Origin of the sequence: Peribacillus sp. NPDC097264 (genome assembly GCF_050277925.1) — a bacterium.
Lineage (GTDB): Bacteria > Bacillota > Bacilli > Bacillales > DSM-1321 > Peribacillus.
In genome coordinates this window covers 47,941-63,123 of the sequence record NZ_JBNNSR010000009.1, presented here as the reverse complement: position 1 = coordinate 63,123, position 15,183 = coordinate 47,941, and the positions used below count along the sequence as shown (strand labels likewise).

Annotated in this window: 15 protein-coding genes; 11 read left to right on the top strand and 4 right to left on the bottom strand. The window is 40.9% G+C overall.

From position 1 onward, the window contains the following. Window positions 1-179: 179 nt before the first annotated feature. On the top strand, window positions 180-677 hold the full coding sequence (locus tag ACQKL0_RS15315; RefSeq protein WP_427688429.1) for a DinB family protein: 498 nt from the start codon (window positions 180-182) through the stop codon (window positions 675-677). Window positions 678-843: 166 nt separating this feature from the next. Continuing rightward, window positions 844-1,386 (top strand): acyl-CoA thioesterase, encoded by a 543-nt coding sequence (locus ACQKL0_RS15310; RefSeq protein ID WP_402987606.1) that lies wholly within the window; start codon window positions 844-846, stop codon window positions 1,384-1,386. A 30-nt stretch (window positions 1,387-1,416) separates the two neighbouring features. On the opposite strand, the gene ACQKL0_RS15305 is transcribed toward ACQKL0_RS15310, so the two are convergent. Continuing rightward, the gene (locus ACQKL0_RS15305) at window positions 1,417-2,052 is read right to left on the bottom strand and encodes a Bax inhibitor-1/YccA family protein (RefSeq protein WP_402987609.1); all 636 of its coding nucleotides are present in this window, start codon (window positions 2,050-2,052) and stop codon (window positions 1,417-1,419) included. 484 nt (window positions 2,053-2,536) lie between these two features. Here ACQKL0_RS15305 and ACQKL0_RS15300 point away from each other — a divergent pair, with 484 nt between their 5' ends. The 7 genes from ACQKL0_RS15300 to ACQKL0_RS15270 all read left to right on the top strand — a co-directional run bounded on the left by ACQKL0_RS15300 (window position 2,537) and on the right by ACQKL0_RS15270 (window position 9,641). Continuing rightward, window positions 2,537-3,562, top strand: coding sequence for an ABC transporter ATP-binding protein (locus tag ACQKL0_RS15300; RefSeq protein WP_402956012.1), 1,026 nt, complete (start codon window positions 2,537-2,539; stop codon window positions 3,560-3,562). Further along, window positions 3,540-4,466 (top strand): ABC transporter ATP-binding protein, encoded by a 927-nt coding sequence (locus ACQKL0_RS15295; protein ID WP_407406566.1) that lies wholly within the window; start codon window positions 3,540-3,542, stop codon window positions 4,464-4,466. Before ACQKL0_RS15300 ends, ACQKL0_RS15295 begins: the two co-directional genes overlap by 23 nt. Before the next feature lie 14 nt (window positions 4,467-4,480). Next, the gene (opp4B, locus tag ACQKL0_RS15290; protein WP_402867905.1) at window positions 4,481-5,449 is read left to right on the top strand and encodes an oligopeptide ABC transporter permease; all 969 of its coding nucleotides are present in this window, start codon (window positions 4,481-4,483) and stop codon (window positions 5,447-5,449) included. Between the two features lie 22 nt (window positions 5,450-5,471). Next, on the top strand, window positions 5,472-6,371 hold the full coding sequence (locus ACQKL0_RS15285) for an ABC transporter permease (RefSeq protein WP_407406586.1): 900 nt from the start codon (window positions 5,472-5,474) through the stop codon (window positions 6,369-6,371). Window positions 6,372-6,389: 18 nt separating this feature from the next. Further along, window positions 6,390-8,156, top strand: coding sequence for an oligopeptide ABC transporter substrate-binding protein (opp4A, locus tag ACQKL0_RS15280; RefSeq protein ID WP_427688426.1), 1,767 nt, complete (start codon window positions 6,390-6,392; stop codon window positions 8,154-8,156). 100 nt (window positions 8,157-8,256) lie between these two features. After that, the gene (locus ACQKL0_RS15275) at window positions 8,257-8,445 is read left to right on the top strand and encodes a hypothetical protein (protein WP_427688424.1); all 189 of its coding nucleotides are present in this window, start codon (window positions 8,257-8,259) and stop codon (window positions 8,443-8,445) included. Window positions 8,446-8,594: 149 nt separating this feature from the next. Beyond that, window positions 8,595-9,641, top strand: a complete 1,047-nt coding sequence (locus ACQKL0_RS15270; RefSeq protein WP_427688422.1) for a M42 family metallopeptidase — start codon at window positions 8,595-8,597, stop codon at window positions 9,639-9,641. Between the two features lie 140 nt (window positions 9,642-9,781). On the opposite strand, the gene ACQKL0_RS15265 is transcribed toward ACQKL0_RS15270, so the two are convergent. After that, entirely contained in the window at window positions 9,782-10,204 is a 423-nt protein-coding gene (locus tag ACQKL0_RS15265) for a pyridoxamine 5'-phosphate oxidase family protein (RefSeq protein WP_402867910.1), read from the bottom strand. A gap of 187 nt (window positions 10,205-10,391) precedes the next feature. Here ACQKL0_RS15265 and ACQKL0_RS15260 point away from each other — a divergent pair, with 187 nt between their 5' ends. Both ACQKL0_RS15260 and cphA read left to right on the top strand, forming a co-directional pair. Beyond that, window positions 10,392-11,204, top strand: a complete 813-nt coding sequence (locus ACQKL0_RS15260; RefSeq protein WP_427688420.1) for a cyanophycinase — start codon at window positions 10,392-10,394, stop codon at window positions 11,202-11,204. Next, the gene (gene cphA, locus ACQKL0_RS15255; RefSeq protein WP_427688418.1) at window positions 11,201-13,837 is read left to right on the top strand and encodes a cyanophycin synthetase; all 2,637 of its coding nucleotides are present in this window, start codon (window positions 11,201-11,203) and stop codon (window positions 13,835-13,837) included. Before ACQKL0_RS15260 ends, cphA begins: the two co-directional genes overlap by 4 nt. A 127-nt stretch (window positions 13,838-13,964) precedes the next feature. Here cphA and yidC read toward each other — a convergent pair whose 3' ends face one another. Further along, window positions 13,965-14,750: a membrane protein insertase YidC gene (gene yidC, locus ACQKL0_RS15250; protein WP_402867913.1), complete on the bottom strand. Its 786-nt coding sequence runs from the start codon at window positions 14,748-14,750 to the stop codon at window positions 13,965-13,967. A 28-nt stretch (window positions 14,751-14,778) separates the two neighbouring features. Continuing rightward, on the bottom strand, window positions 14,779-15,066 hold the full coding sequence (locus tag ACQKL0_RS15245; protein WP_402867914.1) for a hypothetical protein: 288 nt from the start codon (window positions 15,064-15,066) through the stop codon (window positions 14,779-14,781). Window positions 15,067-15,183 lie beyond the last annotated feature (117 nt).

Here is a 15,183-nt window from a genome sequence, read left to right as displayed (position 1 = left end):
ATCACTCCTATGGTAAATTGAAAGTTGTCTTTAAAAGCAAAAAAACCTTTATGATTATCATAGAGGTTTTAAAAAAATAGACAACTTTTGAGCGGTTTTTCTTTAATAAAGAACCTTATATTTTACAACTTATCCCTTCGGTGGAATAATTATAAAAAAGTGAATAAGGAGCTGGTAGAGTGGAAGAAAACACAAAAATCAGGGAAGAACTTCTCCAGGCAGTGAACGGGTTATCGGATGAACAGGTAAATGCACATCCCGAAGATGGACGTTGGAGCATCATTCAGGTATTGGAGCATTTATTTCTAATGGAGAGGGCGGTAACAAAAGGAATTGCCGATACACTGGCAAGTGACGAGAGCAATCGAGTAGATGATAAACCGATCCAGTATACATTAAATCGTGACGTAAAAGTGGACGCGCCTCCATTTGTCATTCCGTCAGAGAAGTTCCAAACATTAGCTGAAGTAAAAGCTAAGCTTGCCTCTTCACGTAAGGCATTGGAAAAGGTACTCTTCCAAGTGAAGGAGAATGACTTGGAAGAGAAGTCATTCCCACATCCCTTGTTTAAAGATTTAAGTTTGAAGCAGTGGATTCCGTTTGTCGGTTTGCATGAGAAACGGCATTTATTGCAAATTGAAGAGTTGAAGGCCAAACTAAAAAAACTCAGCCAATAGGTTGAGTTTTTTTTATATATGTATTGATTTAGGAAAGACTATATAAGCAGTACTTACCTATTGAGAGATGAGAAAAATATGGGTAATAATCATGATTATTGCTTTAACGCGCAAAATTCGTTAAAGTGAACTAGTGAGAAAATGGACATAAAGGAGTGCAGTCACCATGGAAGAAATAAAACATTGCTCGGACTCTTTGGTTATAAAAACGAGTCTAGTTCTACCACCTGATACAAATAATATCGGTACAATGTTTGGTGGGAAATTAATGGCTTACATTGATGACGTTGCGGCCATTTCTGCCATGCGCCATGCTAGAAGTAATGTCGTTACGGCATCGACCGATTCTGTCGATTTCCTACATCCCATTCATGAAGGAAATGCAGTATGCCTAGAAAGCTTCGTTACGTATACGGGTAGGACATCTATGGAAATTATCGTAAAAGTGGTTGCCGAGGACTTACTTACTGGAGAACGTAATCTATGCGTTATTTCCTTTTTGACCTTTGTTGCCATCGATGAGAACGGAAAACCTATTCCAGTTCCCCGCTTGGTTCCGGAGACTGAGATGGAGAAGAACTTGAATGAATCTGCCAAACACCGGGCAGACGTTAGGAAAAAAAGAAGAGATGATACACAATTCATCGCAAGCACATTTGGTGTGAAATTGCCTTGGACTGAAAAATCAGAACCAGGGTTATATAAATAAGTACGAAAAAACGGGCATTTGCCCGTTTTTTTAATCATTGCTTGATAATATACCGAAAAAGCGAAGGATGTTTATAAACAGGTTGATGAAATCAAGGTACAGATTCAATGCCATGAGCGGGACTTCTTCTGCCGTTACCCCATAGTGCTTCATGCGGTTGAAATCATATAGAACATATCCGCTGAAGACAAGAATGCCAATAAAGGAATAAACAAGCATTGCCATGGAACTTAACGGTGAGAATATATTAAAGATACTGATGGCGATTAGCGCTAGCAAGGCAGCAAAGAGGATTCCACTTAGAAAAGAAAGATCTCTCTTAGTGGTTGTTGCATATAGAGCTAACCCCCCAAAGACGACGGTTGTCGTCACTCCAGCCAAAATTACGACGTTAGCGCCTGCCAAAGCGAGATAGTGAGCGATGATGGGATAGGTGATCATTCCCGATATGAAAGTAAATACAAAAAGAAATGTATATCCAATTGCTTTTTTCCTTCTCAAGATAAAGGCTCCCATCAGCATGGCGATTTCCAAAATCGCCAAGGGAAGAAATAAGGCCGGGGGTATAAATGTTCCAGCAGCCATTCCTAAAACGGAAATCGCGAGTGATAGAGCAAATGTGCGCATAACAGAGGGCATATACGCATTAACGGTATGTGAATACATTCGGTCAACCTCCATATAATTATTACTACCCATTCTTACGAAAGATAAGGGGAAAGGTTTCACTTTATTACCCAAACCCTGCTAGAAAAAGCTACGCACCGTCCATTCATAAGGTGAGTCTTATCAGAATATAAATTTTCTGAAATATCAAAATATTCCAATTGGTTGATTAAGTGGAACTAATACATAAAAAATTTCAGTTTGAAGATAAGATAATTATTCATTATTTTTAAATAAAAAAATATCTTCATTCTTTGTGATGAGCAAAAGCTTTTAGAATCTTTAAGTAAGTAAATGAAAAGGAAAAAAGTTAATTTTTTGAAATAAACTTATAGGAAAAAATTATTCCTCAAGTTATAATATATTAAAAAAATGTTATAATTTGATATAAATATATTGAATTAATATTAAAAATTGATTACACTTTTATTTAATTATCAGAAAATTTTTATTTTATCGGTAAAACAGTTTAGGGGGGATCAGGTTGGAAAAGACAATATTACGAATAGAGAACCTCACTACGTCATTTCGTATTAAGAATAAATATCACGCAGCGGTGGACGATGTCTCGTTCACGGTGAATGAAAATGAAATTGTAGCCGTGGTTGGTGAGTCAGGTTGTGGTAAGAGTGCACTAGCCCTCTCTATCATCCAATTACATAATATGCAAAGAACGAAATCTGAAGGTGTCATAAATTATAAGGGTCAGAATCTACTTGACCTTAATGAGTCACAAATGAATAAAGTTCGAGGTAAGGAATTGGGGATGATATTCCAAGAACCTCTGACGGCATTGAATCCCCTAATGACTGTCGGAAAACAGATTGAGGAAAATCTTGATTATCATACGAATCTATCAACCAATGAAAAAAAGAAAAGAACAATTGAACTGCTAACCCAGGTTGGCATCCCTTATCCGGAAAGGACCTACAAGCAGTTCCCTCATGAACTTTCAGGTGGCATGCGCCAGAGGGCCATGATATCGATTGCGATAGCTTGTAATCCTGCTTTGGTCATTGCGGACGAACCAACGACGGCTCTCGATGTGACGATCCAAGCTCAAATCCTGGATTTGTTGAAGGAAATACAGAGCAAGACAAAAATGGGAATCATCTTGATTACTCATGACTTAAGCGTAGTGGCCGAAGTGGCTGACCGGATTGTCGTGATGTATGCCGGACAAGTGGTCGAGACTGGCAGTGTTAAAGATATATTCAAAAAACCACTGCATCCTTATACACGATCTTTGCTAAATTCCATCCCTTCGGCTACCACTGAAAAAAAACGTTTGCACGTTATAGAAGGAATCGTGCCCTCCATAGCGAAAATGGATAGGAATGGGTGCCGATTCCAAGAACGGATTCCTTGGATCCCCAAACAGGCCCACGAGGAGTCACCTGTCCTGCATGAGGTTGGTCAAGGTCATTATGTTAGGTGCACGTGTTATAAGGATTTTTATTTTCAATCTGAAGGAGAGGCCACGCCTTATGACATTACTCAAGGTAGATAATTTAAAAGTGCATTTCCCTATAAGGGGCGGTTTTTTTCGTAGAGTAGTAGATCATGTCAGAGCTGTCGATGGTGTGTCATTCGAATTGCAGCAAGGTGAGACCTACGGTTTGGTTGGAGAATCAGGAAGTGGGAAGTCAACGACGGGTAAAGCTGTGGTCAAGCTGAATGAGGTGACATCAGGAAAAATCATGTTCGAAGGCAGGGATTTAGCTTCGTTGAGCAGAAAAGAAATCAAGCCATTCCGAAAAGATATCCAAATGATTTTTCAAGATCCGTATTCTTCTTTAAATCCTAAAAAGCGGGTTCTCGATATCATTGCCGAGCCGTTAAGAAATTTTGAAAAGTTGTCGCCTGGAGAAGAAAAGAAAATTGTTCAGGACTTCTTGGATAAAGTCGGTCTAAGTCCCGAATCCATTTATAAGTATCCACATGAGTTTTCAGGCGGACAGCGTCAGCGTATAGGAATTGCGAGATCTTTGACGTTAAAGCCAAAACTGATCATTGCCGATGAACCTGTGTCTGCGCTGGATGTATCGGTCCAAGCACAGGTATTGAACTTCCTTCAAGATTTACAGGAGGAGTTTAACTTGACCTATTTATTTGTCGGCCATGATCTCGGGGTAATCAGGCATATGTGTGACAGGATGGGCGTGATGTATCGAGGAAGAATCGTAGAAGAGGGCACAAGCCAGGAAATCTATGAAAACCCTCAGCATATCTATACCAAACGTCTGATAGCGGCCATTCCGGACCTAGAACCGGAAGTGCGTGAGCAAAAAATACTACTCAGGAAGAAATTGACAGCGGAGTATGAAACGTCTTATTCCCAATACTTTGATGAAAACGGACGGGCCTACGATTTAAAGCCAGTTTCGTCCACTCATAGAGTCGCAATACAATAAGGAGGTGGAAAGTAATGTGGAAATTTATCCTTAGGCGCCTATTAGTCATGATTCCGCAGCTCTTTCTGTTGAGCATCATCGTTTTCATGATGGCAAAAGCCATGCCAGGTGATGCCTTGTCAGGTCAGGAAATAAGCAACCCAAGGGCGGATCCGGCTGAGCTTGAAAGAATCAGGGATGACATGGGCTTGAATGACCCTTGGTACCAACAATATGTAAGATGGGCATCCAATGCTGTCCAAGGGGACTTCGGAGTGTCTTATACGCACAAAATACCAGTTATGGATGTCATTGAAAACAGGCTTTGGAATACGGTTTTTCTTGCAATCGTCACTCTTATCTTTACATATTTGCTAGCTATTCCACTCGGCATAGTGAGCGGTAGATATAATGATACGTGGATGGACAAGGGAGTTACCGGTTACAGTTATCTAGGTTTTGGTACACCAATTTTCATATTTGCTCTTATTATGCTATTTGTTTTCGGGTTCGGTCTAAATTGGTTCCCATCTGGTGGAAGCGTCGATTCCAAATTGGATTCAGGGACGTTCGCTTATGTGGTCAGTAAGATTAACCATTTGATCCTGCCAGCTTTAAGTACGGCTTTAATTGCAACGACTAGTACCATTCAATATTTGCGAAATGAAATCATAGATAATAAGATTAAGGATTTCGTAAGGACCGCTCGATCGAAAGGTGTTCCGGAATCGAAAGTATACTCACGACATATCTTGAGAAATTCATTCCTACCGATTGCTGCATTCTTAGGATATGAAATCACTGGTTTAATCGGTGGCTCTGTCATAATCGAGACCATTTTCAGTTATCCAGGATTAGGCCAGCTATTCCTTAGCTCTGTAAGCCTAAGGGACTTCAGTGTCGTGACGGCCATTGTCATGATGACAGGATTCGCCACTTTGCTTGGCACTCTTCTTTCTGACATCATACTTAGCGCGGTGGATCCGCGTATACGGATAGAATAGGAAGTGGGTGAGTCTAATGGAAATGAAAGTTGAAACTGGAAATAACATACAAGTTCAAGAAGTGAGTCCTTCGGGAATGAAAATCATTTGGCAGGAAATTAAGAAAGATAAAATGGCAATGGGCTCATTGATTCTACTGGCAGCCATCTTGCTTTTCGTTTATGGTGCATCTTTCTTCATGGATGCCAAGGAAATCGCTAAAGTCGATTTCCTATCCATCTATATGGAGCCATCTTCGGACTATTGGCTTGGAACTGACTATGGTGGACGGGATGTATTTGGACAACTCATCATCGGTACAAGGAATTCATTCACGATTAGTTTATTTATTACTTTATTCACGGCTATCATCGGATTGACTTTTGGGCTTCTTGCTGGTTATTTTGGCGGTGCTACCGATAATGTAATCATGCGTATTATAGATTTTGTCATTGCGCTGCCACAGTTAATGTTCATCATTGTTTTCGTTACGATTGTGCCTACTTTTAATGTCCCGGTTTTCATTTTGATCATGACGCTGTTTTTATGGACCGGTAAGGCAAGGCTCATTCGTTCGAAGGTATTATCTGAGCGAGAATTGGATTATGTTCATGCGTCACAAACACTTGGTACTCCACATTGGAAAATCATCATTTTCCAGGTGCTTCCAAATATAAGTTCTCTGATCATCGTAAACTTCATTTTGAATCTTGCAGGCAATATTGGCCTAGAATCCAGCTTGACCTTTTTAGGATTCGGTCTTCCAGAGAGCACACCGAGTTTAGGTACGCTCATAAGTTATGCTCGAAACCCAGATGTTTTAGAAAACAAATGGTGGATATGGATACCCGCATCACTCATGATTCTAGTGTTGATGCTGAGTATAAATTTTGTTGGTCAAGCATTGAAACGTGCTGCTGACGCAAGACAAAGAAGAGGATAAAAAAGGGGAGTGTATGTCATGAAAATTAAAAATTATAGCAAAGTATTAAGTGCATTGGCCATATCGTCGCTACTTCTTGCTGCATGTTCAGATGATACGTCGACTAAGGAGAAAAAGGGAAAAGCTGTTGAACAAGTGGATGCATCGAAATTCCCGGCGGTTACATCAAATAAAGGGAAACCAATCGAAGGCGGTCACCTTACTTACGGTTTGGTATCTGATACGCCATTTGAAGGAATCTTAAATAAAGTCTTCTACCAAGGTGATCCGGATAATCAAGTTATTACGTTCTTTGATGAAGATTTATTGGATACCGATGAAGATTGGGTATTTACAAATGAAGGCGCAGCTACCTATGAAATATCAGAAGATAATAAAACGGTCTCACTTACCATCAAAGACAATGTTAATTGGCATGACGGTAAACCTGTAACGGGGGCCGACTTGGAATATGCTTATCTTGTAATGGGAAGCAAAGAGTACAAGGGAGTCCGTTATGATGAACAAATGGCATTGATTGAAGGGATGGAAGAGTATCATGAAGGCAAGGCAGACAGTATTTCCGGAATCAAGGTAGACGGAAAGAAAATCAGCTTCACCTTTAAGAAAGCGAATCCTTCGGTTAAGACAGGACTATGGACATATCCGCTTCACAAGGAATACTTAAAAGATGTTGCAATTGGTGATTTGGAGTCTTCCGATAAAATCCGTAAAAACCCAATTGGTTTCGGACCATTCAAAGTGAAGAAAATCGTTCAAGGTGAAGCGGTCGAATTCGAAGCGAATAAAGATTACTACCGCGGCGCTCCTAAGTTGGACAGCGTCACACTGAAAGTCATCAACCCATCCGTCGTTGTAAAATCATTGGAAAACGGCGATGTTGATGTAGCAGAAGTTACGGCAGATTATTATGATCAAGCCGATAAGTTGGAAAACATCGAGATTTTAGGGAAAGTCGATTTGGCTTATACGTACATCGGTTTCAATTTAGGGCACTACGATAAGAAAAAAGGCGAAAACGTAATGGATAACCCGAAATTCCAAGATAAACGAGTTCGCCAGGCGATGGCCTATTCCATCAACAACGAACAAGTCGGCGAGAAGATGTATAAAGGGCTTCGTTTCCCTGCCAACTCGGTTATCACGCCAACCTTTAAATATAACAATAAAGATATAAAACCGTATGAATATGATCCAGAAAAAGCGAAAAAATTATTGGATGAAGCAGGATATAAAGATACGAATGACGATGGCCTTCGTGAAGATCCGGATGGCAAGGAGTTCAAAATTAATTTTGCATCCATGAGCGGAGGCGACATTGCCGAACCGCTTACGAAATATTACATCCAACAATGGCAGGAAGTTGGACTGGATGTACAAATGTTAGATGGACGTCTCCATGAGTTCAATTCATTTTATGATTTGTTGAAAAAAGATAGCGATAAGGTTGATATTTTCCAAGCAGCCTGGGGTGTGGCTTCCGATCCTGATCCATCTGGAATTTGGTCAAGACAAGCACAATTCAATTATACTCGCTGGGTGAATGATAAGAATGATGAACTATTGGCAAAAGGAATTTCGGAGGAAGCGTTCGACGATCAATTCCGTGTCGATGTCTATAACGAGTGGCAGCAATTGATTCATGATGAAGTGCCTCTTATCCCAACTCTATTCCGATATACAATGACCGGGGTCAATGAACGTGTGACGGGTTATGATTATACTGCTGGTCGCCAATATCAATGGTTTGATGTGGGTGTGACAGAAGAATCAGCTAAAAAATAATGTAGAAAGTCGGCTGCCACCATTGGCAGCCGATTCTTTGGTTTTAAGATGGTGAATTATGGCTATATATGAATAGTAAGTAATTGGAAGGGTGATAGTGATGGAAGTGAGAAATCCAAATGAAACAAAGCGGGAACTTGAAGTATTGTTTACGGAGTCGGTTGGTCGTCTATTAAAGCCACTTGAAGAGGAAATCATTGCGGACATCGTAGCCTATCCTGATGAAAAGAGAATTGCCTTCTTGGAATTCATGAAGGAAATGTCCAATAAACAAAGACAGTTAAAGTAATCATGGTTCGCAAGTTTCATCGCGTTACCTGGATTAAGGAATCGGTTTGCATGGGACCGTCAATGGACGGTCTTTTTATACGGCCTTTAATATGTTCTTTGATCGCTGAAAGAGATATACTTTTATATAAGAAGAAGGGAGTGTCATTGATGAATCAAGTTAATGAAAAAGAAATCGTTTCGTACATAAAAGAGTTGGTATCCATTCCCAGTCCTTCCGGTTATACGGAACAGGCCATAAAGTATACGGCAGCCTTCATGGAAAGTAAGCAAGTACCCTACCAAATCACGAACAAGGGGGCATTGCTTGCCACGATAAAAGGGAAAGATGATAGCTGCCATCGATTGCTGACGGCCCATGTGGATACATTGGGAGCCATGGTTAAGGAAATTAAGCCAAATGGGCGACTGAAATTGACGATGATTGGCGGGTTCCGGTGGAATTCCGTAGAAGGGGAATACTGTGAAATCCATACCGCAAGTGGAGATGTTGTCACAGGCACGATATTGATTAACCAAACATCCGTACATGTGTACAAGAATGCTGGGGACGCCAAGCGCGATGAAGAGACAATCGAGGTTCGTATCGATGCAGTCGTCAAATCAAAAGAGGAAACAGAGGCCGTGGGCATATCCGTTGGCGATTTTGTTTCATTCGCACCAAGGATCGAGGAAACGGAGACTGGTTTCTTGAAGTCTAGACATTTGGATGACAAAGCAAGTGTCGGCATTTTGCTTCATATTATTGAGCAGATTCAAGCGGGGAAAATCGAATTGGCATATACGACGCATTTCCTGATTTCAAATAATGAAGAAATCGGATATGGCGGTAATTCCAATATTCCCGATAAGACGGTTGAATACTTAGCTGTCGATATGGGCGCAATCGGGGAAGGGCAAACGACGGATGAATATAGTGTTTCCATTTGTGCTAAAGATTCTTCCGGTCCGTACCATTATAAGTTACGCCAGCATCTGGTTTCACTTGCCAAGGCGAATGACATCGATTATCGCGTCGATATTTACCCGTACTATGGTTCTGATGCCTCAGCAGCAATCCGTGCAGGATTCGATGTGGTTCATGGCTTGATCGGACCAGGGATTGATGCATCGCATGCATTTGAGAGAACGCATCTCTCATCTTTGAAGCATACAGCGAACTTAGTTGCACACTATTTACAATCTGAGCTTGTTTGATCACATAAAAACCCTCGCTTATGCGAGGGTTTTTATATTTATCGGTCGATTCCATTCGTTTATCAGTCAAACTTGAAGATATATCGGTCCATTTATCAATATATCGGTCAAATTACGATGTTTATCGGTCAATTGGTTACTTAAAGGTTTAGTTCTTCTGGTGGCTCACCGTTATTATTCATAAGTCGAATAGAATCGGGTTTGATCTGTAATAATACGTAGTTTGGATCTTCTGGCCCTTCAAACCATTGTTCAAAGGATTTATTCCATAATTTTTTCTTCAATTCGGCGGTATCATTGATTTTCGATGTTCCTGAAATTTCAATGTATGAATCGCCAAGGCCTTCATTGTCATAGCCAAACAAGACATGAACATGTGGGTTCTTTTCTATTTCATCTATTTTTTCAGTCTTTACGCTTGTTGGTGTATAAAAGGTTAATTCCTCGTTGAAGAATGTCATGTAGCGCGAATAGGGCTTGTTATTTTCTACTGTTGATAGGACTCCGATTTTGCTTTCCTTGATCACATTCAATATTTTTTCTTTTAATTGATCTTGACTCATCTTCACCACTCCTTTTATTTTTCTCTTTATTACTCTTCCTCGTATGCCTATAACTTAAACGGATTTGCACAGTTTTTATTATTTGGATGAATGGAATTTATGCTAAAGTACCATACTATTGATTACGTGTTTATGGAAAAAGCAAATTCTTATTTTTAAATCTATAGGTGAAGGTGAGTACAAGCAAATGAATTGTGGAGAATTACTGATCATCGGCGGGGCGGAAGATAAATGCCCAGAAGGTGAAGTTTTGAATAAATTCGTGGAGCTTGCAATGAGAAAACCAGGTGGAATCGGGATCCTACCGACTGCTAGCGAAATTCCCGATGAGGTTAGTAAAGAATACATCCGCCTCTTTAAAGAGCTTGGTGTAAATCGAGTGGAAGTTCTCGAAGTGAATTCGAAACGAGATGCAGAGGATCCGGCCATTTGTGAACAATTGGCCTCTTTTTCGGCTGTATTTATAACAGGGGGAAATCAAAGCCGATTGTCCGAGCTGATCCGTGATTCCCGATTGCACAAAACCCTTTCGAAAGCCTGGCATGATGGGATGGTCGTGGCCGGGACAAGTGCGGGGGCCTCGATAATGGGGAAGCAGATGATCGTTGCCGCAGACATGAAACTGGATGATGAAAAATTAAAAGTCGAAATAGGGAAGGGATTCGGCTTTTTGGACGACCTCCTGATTGACCAGCATTTTTCACAACGCGGCCGGTTCGACCGGTTATTAAGTGCGATAGCCGAGAATGAAGAAATCATGGGAATTGGTATAGATGAAAATACAGCGATAGTAGTAAGCGATGGGAAATTTGAAGTGTATGGAATAAATCAAGTTCTGGTGCTTGATGGAAGTAGTAGTGACTATATCAATATTACGATTGCTGAAAACGGTAGCGAAGAACTGACACTTTCAGGTTTTCGTCTACATGCTTTAACTAGAGGGTATCAATTTGACTTGAAGACAAGAAAATTGTCGCTGGAGAAGAGGATTCAATCATGAAAATCAATCGAGTCCGCTATTTAAAAGGACCTAACTTTTTCGCATATAAACCAACCATTTGCATTGAATTGGACTTGGAGGAACTGGAGGAAAGGCCATCTGATTCGATTCCTGGCTTTAATGAAAGGCTGTTGGAGGTGCTCCCCGACCTGGGCAAGCATACATGTTCTCATGGATATGAGGGTGGTTTTGCAGAGAGGTTGAACCGTGGTACATGGATGGGACATGTATTGGAGCATATGGCGATTGAACTGCAAAATATGGCTGGTATAGACGTTGTTCGTGGGAAAACGATTATGATGAAAGATCCTGGGGTTTATTCCATTACCTACGATTATAAGGAGCCTAAGTCGGGGTTTCAGGCATTCCTCTCCAGCAAAGAAATCGTGGAAGCCATTTTAAAACGTGAAAAGAATATCAATGTTCAATCCTATGTGGAGCAAATAGCCAATTTATATTACCAACATAAATTGGGACCTAGTACAGAGGCCATTTACCAGGCGGCACATGCGAGGAATATCCCTGTGGAGCGAATTGGGGAAAATAGCTTGGTCCGGATAGGGACTGGTTCTAGGCAGAAGTTTGTCCAGGCGACGATTACAAGCCAGACTTCCAATATAGCCGTAGAGAATGCCTGTGATAAATCGATGACGAAGGAAATTCTGAAAGGCTGTGGCCTTCCCGTACCGGAAGGCGAAGTCGCGCATTCGATTGAGGAAATATTTGATTCAGCGGATAGACTTGGTTTTCCACTCGTCCTTAAACCTTTTAACGGGCGGCAGGGCCAAGGGGTCATTACCCATATTAAAAATAAAGATGAATTATTTAATGTCGCTCATTGCTTGGAATCCCACGTACAGAAGTACATTGTGGAACGCCATTTTGAAGGACATGATTATCGCTTATTAGTCGTAGATGGAAAGCTTGCTGCTGCTAGTCTCCGGCTACCACCCTACGTCATCGGGAATGGGAGGGAGACTATACGCAACTTGATAGAGAAGGAAAACCAGAATCCGTTGAGGGGAGAGGGCCATGAAAAACCGATGTCCAAAATCCCCCTTACACATACGGTAACGTGTTATTTGGAAAAACAGAACAGGAACCTGGGGAGCATTCCGAAAAAAGGCGAGGTAATCCAAGTGGTCGGAAATGCAAACCTTTCAACCGGAGGGAAGGCAATCGATGTAACGGAACAGGTTCACCCGACTATAAGGAAAGTGGCTATAGGTGCTGCAAATGCGATTAATCTGGATGTAGCGGGCATAGACTTTATTTGCCAAGACATTTCGAAACCATTCGATTACACAAAAATGGCCATCATAGAAGTGAATGCAGCACCGGGGATTCGGATGCATCATTATCCAAGTGAAGGCAAAAAAAGAGATGTGGGCAAGGCAATTGTCGATTATCTATTTCCTAGCCGAGAAGAAGCGGCCATCCCAATTATCGCAGTAACGGGGACAAACGGAAAAACCACAACAACCAGAATGATACATTATTTTCTTTCTAATGATCGGAATAAAGTCGGAATGACGAATTCCGACGGGGTATATGTGGGACAAGAGGTTCTCGATCAAGGGGATTGCAGTGGGCCAATAAGTGCAAGAATGGTCTTATCCCATCCAGAAGTAGATACAGCCGTATTGGAGACAGCAAGAGGTGGGATTTTAAGGGAAGGGCTTGCTTTTCGTAGGTGCGACGTAGGGGTTATTACCAATGTGAGTGAGGATCATCTTGGTCATGATGGAATTGAAACGCTGGAGGACCTAGTTAAATTAAAGCGACTGGTAGCGGAGGTTGTTCTCGAAAATGGATATTGTGTGTTGAACGCGGATGACCCTCATGTAGTGGCCATGAACGAATATACAGACGGGGAAGTGATTTATACCTCTACTCAAGCCAATCATCCCGTCATAATGGCAGCGATTAAAGAAAGAAAAAGGGCTTGGTTTGTGGATGAACAAGGAATAATCAATTATGTGGAAAACGGAGGAGTAAAACGTTTCATGGAATGTGAGGAAGTACCCATCACGATTAAGGGTAAGGCCCGCCATAACGTATCCAATTTGCTCCAAGCTTTAGCGGCAGCCTCGACACAAGGCATTTCTATCGATGAATTACGAAAGAAGGCTATGACATTCATGCCAGATGGAAATCTATCCAAAGGAAGATTTAACTTGAAAAAGGTCAATGAAAGGACCATTCTCATTGACTATGCTCATAATGCAGCAGGACTAAAAGCCATTTTCGATACCGTTAGTGCGTATCATAGAAATCGACTCATTACTGTTTTGGCGGGACCAGGCGATCGAATAAATGAAGAAATCATTAGCCTGGCAAATATCGTGGCTGTACAGACGGATTTGTTCATTATTAAAGAGGACGATGATTTGCGAGGCAGAAACCCTTTAGAAGTAGCTGAACTGATTCAGGAAGCAGCGTTTAAAAGAGGTTTGACCGGTGAACAGACAGTCATTGTTCCAAATGAAATGGATGCGTTTTTAAAAGCTTGGGAATTATCCCAACCTGGGGACCTTCTATTGTTTTTTTACACCGATTTTAATTATGTAGAGCGTTTTTTCGAAACCATTACAAAAAATGCATTGCCTAAGAAAATGAATGGAAATAGGTAAATAGCGGCTTTAGGAAGATGATCCTTACATAAAGGTCATCTTCTTTGGCCTTTTACCCTTTATCCTATAAAAAACCCTGTAGTTCAGACTCCTTGAAAAGTCTGAACTACAGGGTATAGTAATAGGGTTAGCTTTTTTTTGCGTTGGTTTCATTGACGGCAGGCACATTTGTCTTTTCGTTGTTATAAACACGTTGAAGTACAATGGTCTGTACAATCATGAATAATCCGCCTACTGACCAATATAGTGGCAAAGCAGCAGGGGCGGAGAATGAAATGAACAAAATCATGGCAGGTGAGACCAAACTCATTATCTTCATTTGTTTCTGTTGATCTTCCGGCATTTGCCTCATGGAAATCACAGATTGGAAATAGTAAATGACTCCGGCAATGAGTGCCATGGCGATGTTAGGCTCCCCAAGGCTGAACCAAAGGAAGTTATGGGTAGCAATTTCATGAGATCCTTGAATCGCATAATACACACCCATTAGAATTGGCATCTGGATCAAAAGGGGCAGGCAACCCATATTTAAAGGATTGACACCATGTTTTTGATAGAGTTTCATCATTTCCTGCTGAAGTTCCTTCTGTTTGGCCGGATCCTTCGTTTCTTTAATCTTCTGCTGAATGGCAGTCATTTCTGGCTTGAGTCCATTCATTTTCGTCTTCATGTTGCGTTGTGTTTTATATTGCTTGATATTCAATGGTAACAGAATGAGACGAATGATGACAGTCATCATGATGATGCCTATCCCATAATTCCCGTTAAAAAAATCCGCATTAAATTCAAGCAATGTGTTCATCGGATTGACTACTACAGTATGAAAGGGTCCGCTAGTAGCTGCTGAACATCCTGATAAAAGGCCGATCATTAGAAAGAGTGTTCCAATTAATAGTACATTTTTCTTCTTCAAAATATATTCCTCCTCAAATTGTTAATGGTTAAACAATGAGAAGGAGGCTTGGCTCTTCAGAATCATCTGGAGAGTCCTTTTGGCGAATATACGTGATAAAGCGTCGTATTCCTAGTGGATGAAAAACGCTACCTGTATAAACAAGAGATTTACCAGGGCTTGAGTGAAGTGAAGCTTGATATTTATCATTTAAGAGTGTCTGATTTTTATTAATAAAGTAAAACGCCGCAAAAGGGAAGACGAAGGTCAATAAGTACCCTGCCCATAGTGCATGGCGGATGGTTTGATAATCAAATTCTAATAATAACTCCCACATAGTAATCCCTTCTTTTTCTTAGATAAGGATAGTTGCTGTAAAAACGCATTCTAATATCTGTAAGAACACTATACCAGATTCAAGTTATAGAATGCGAAAAAATCATATGTTTTTTAA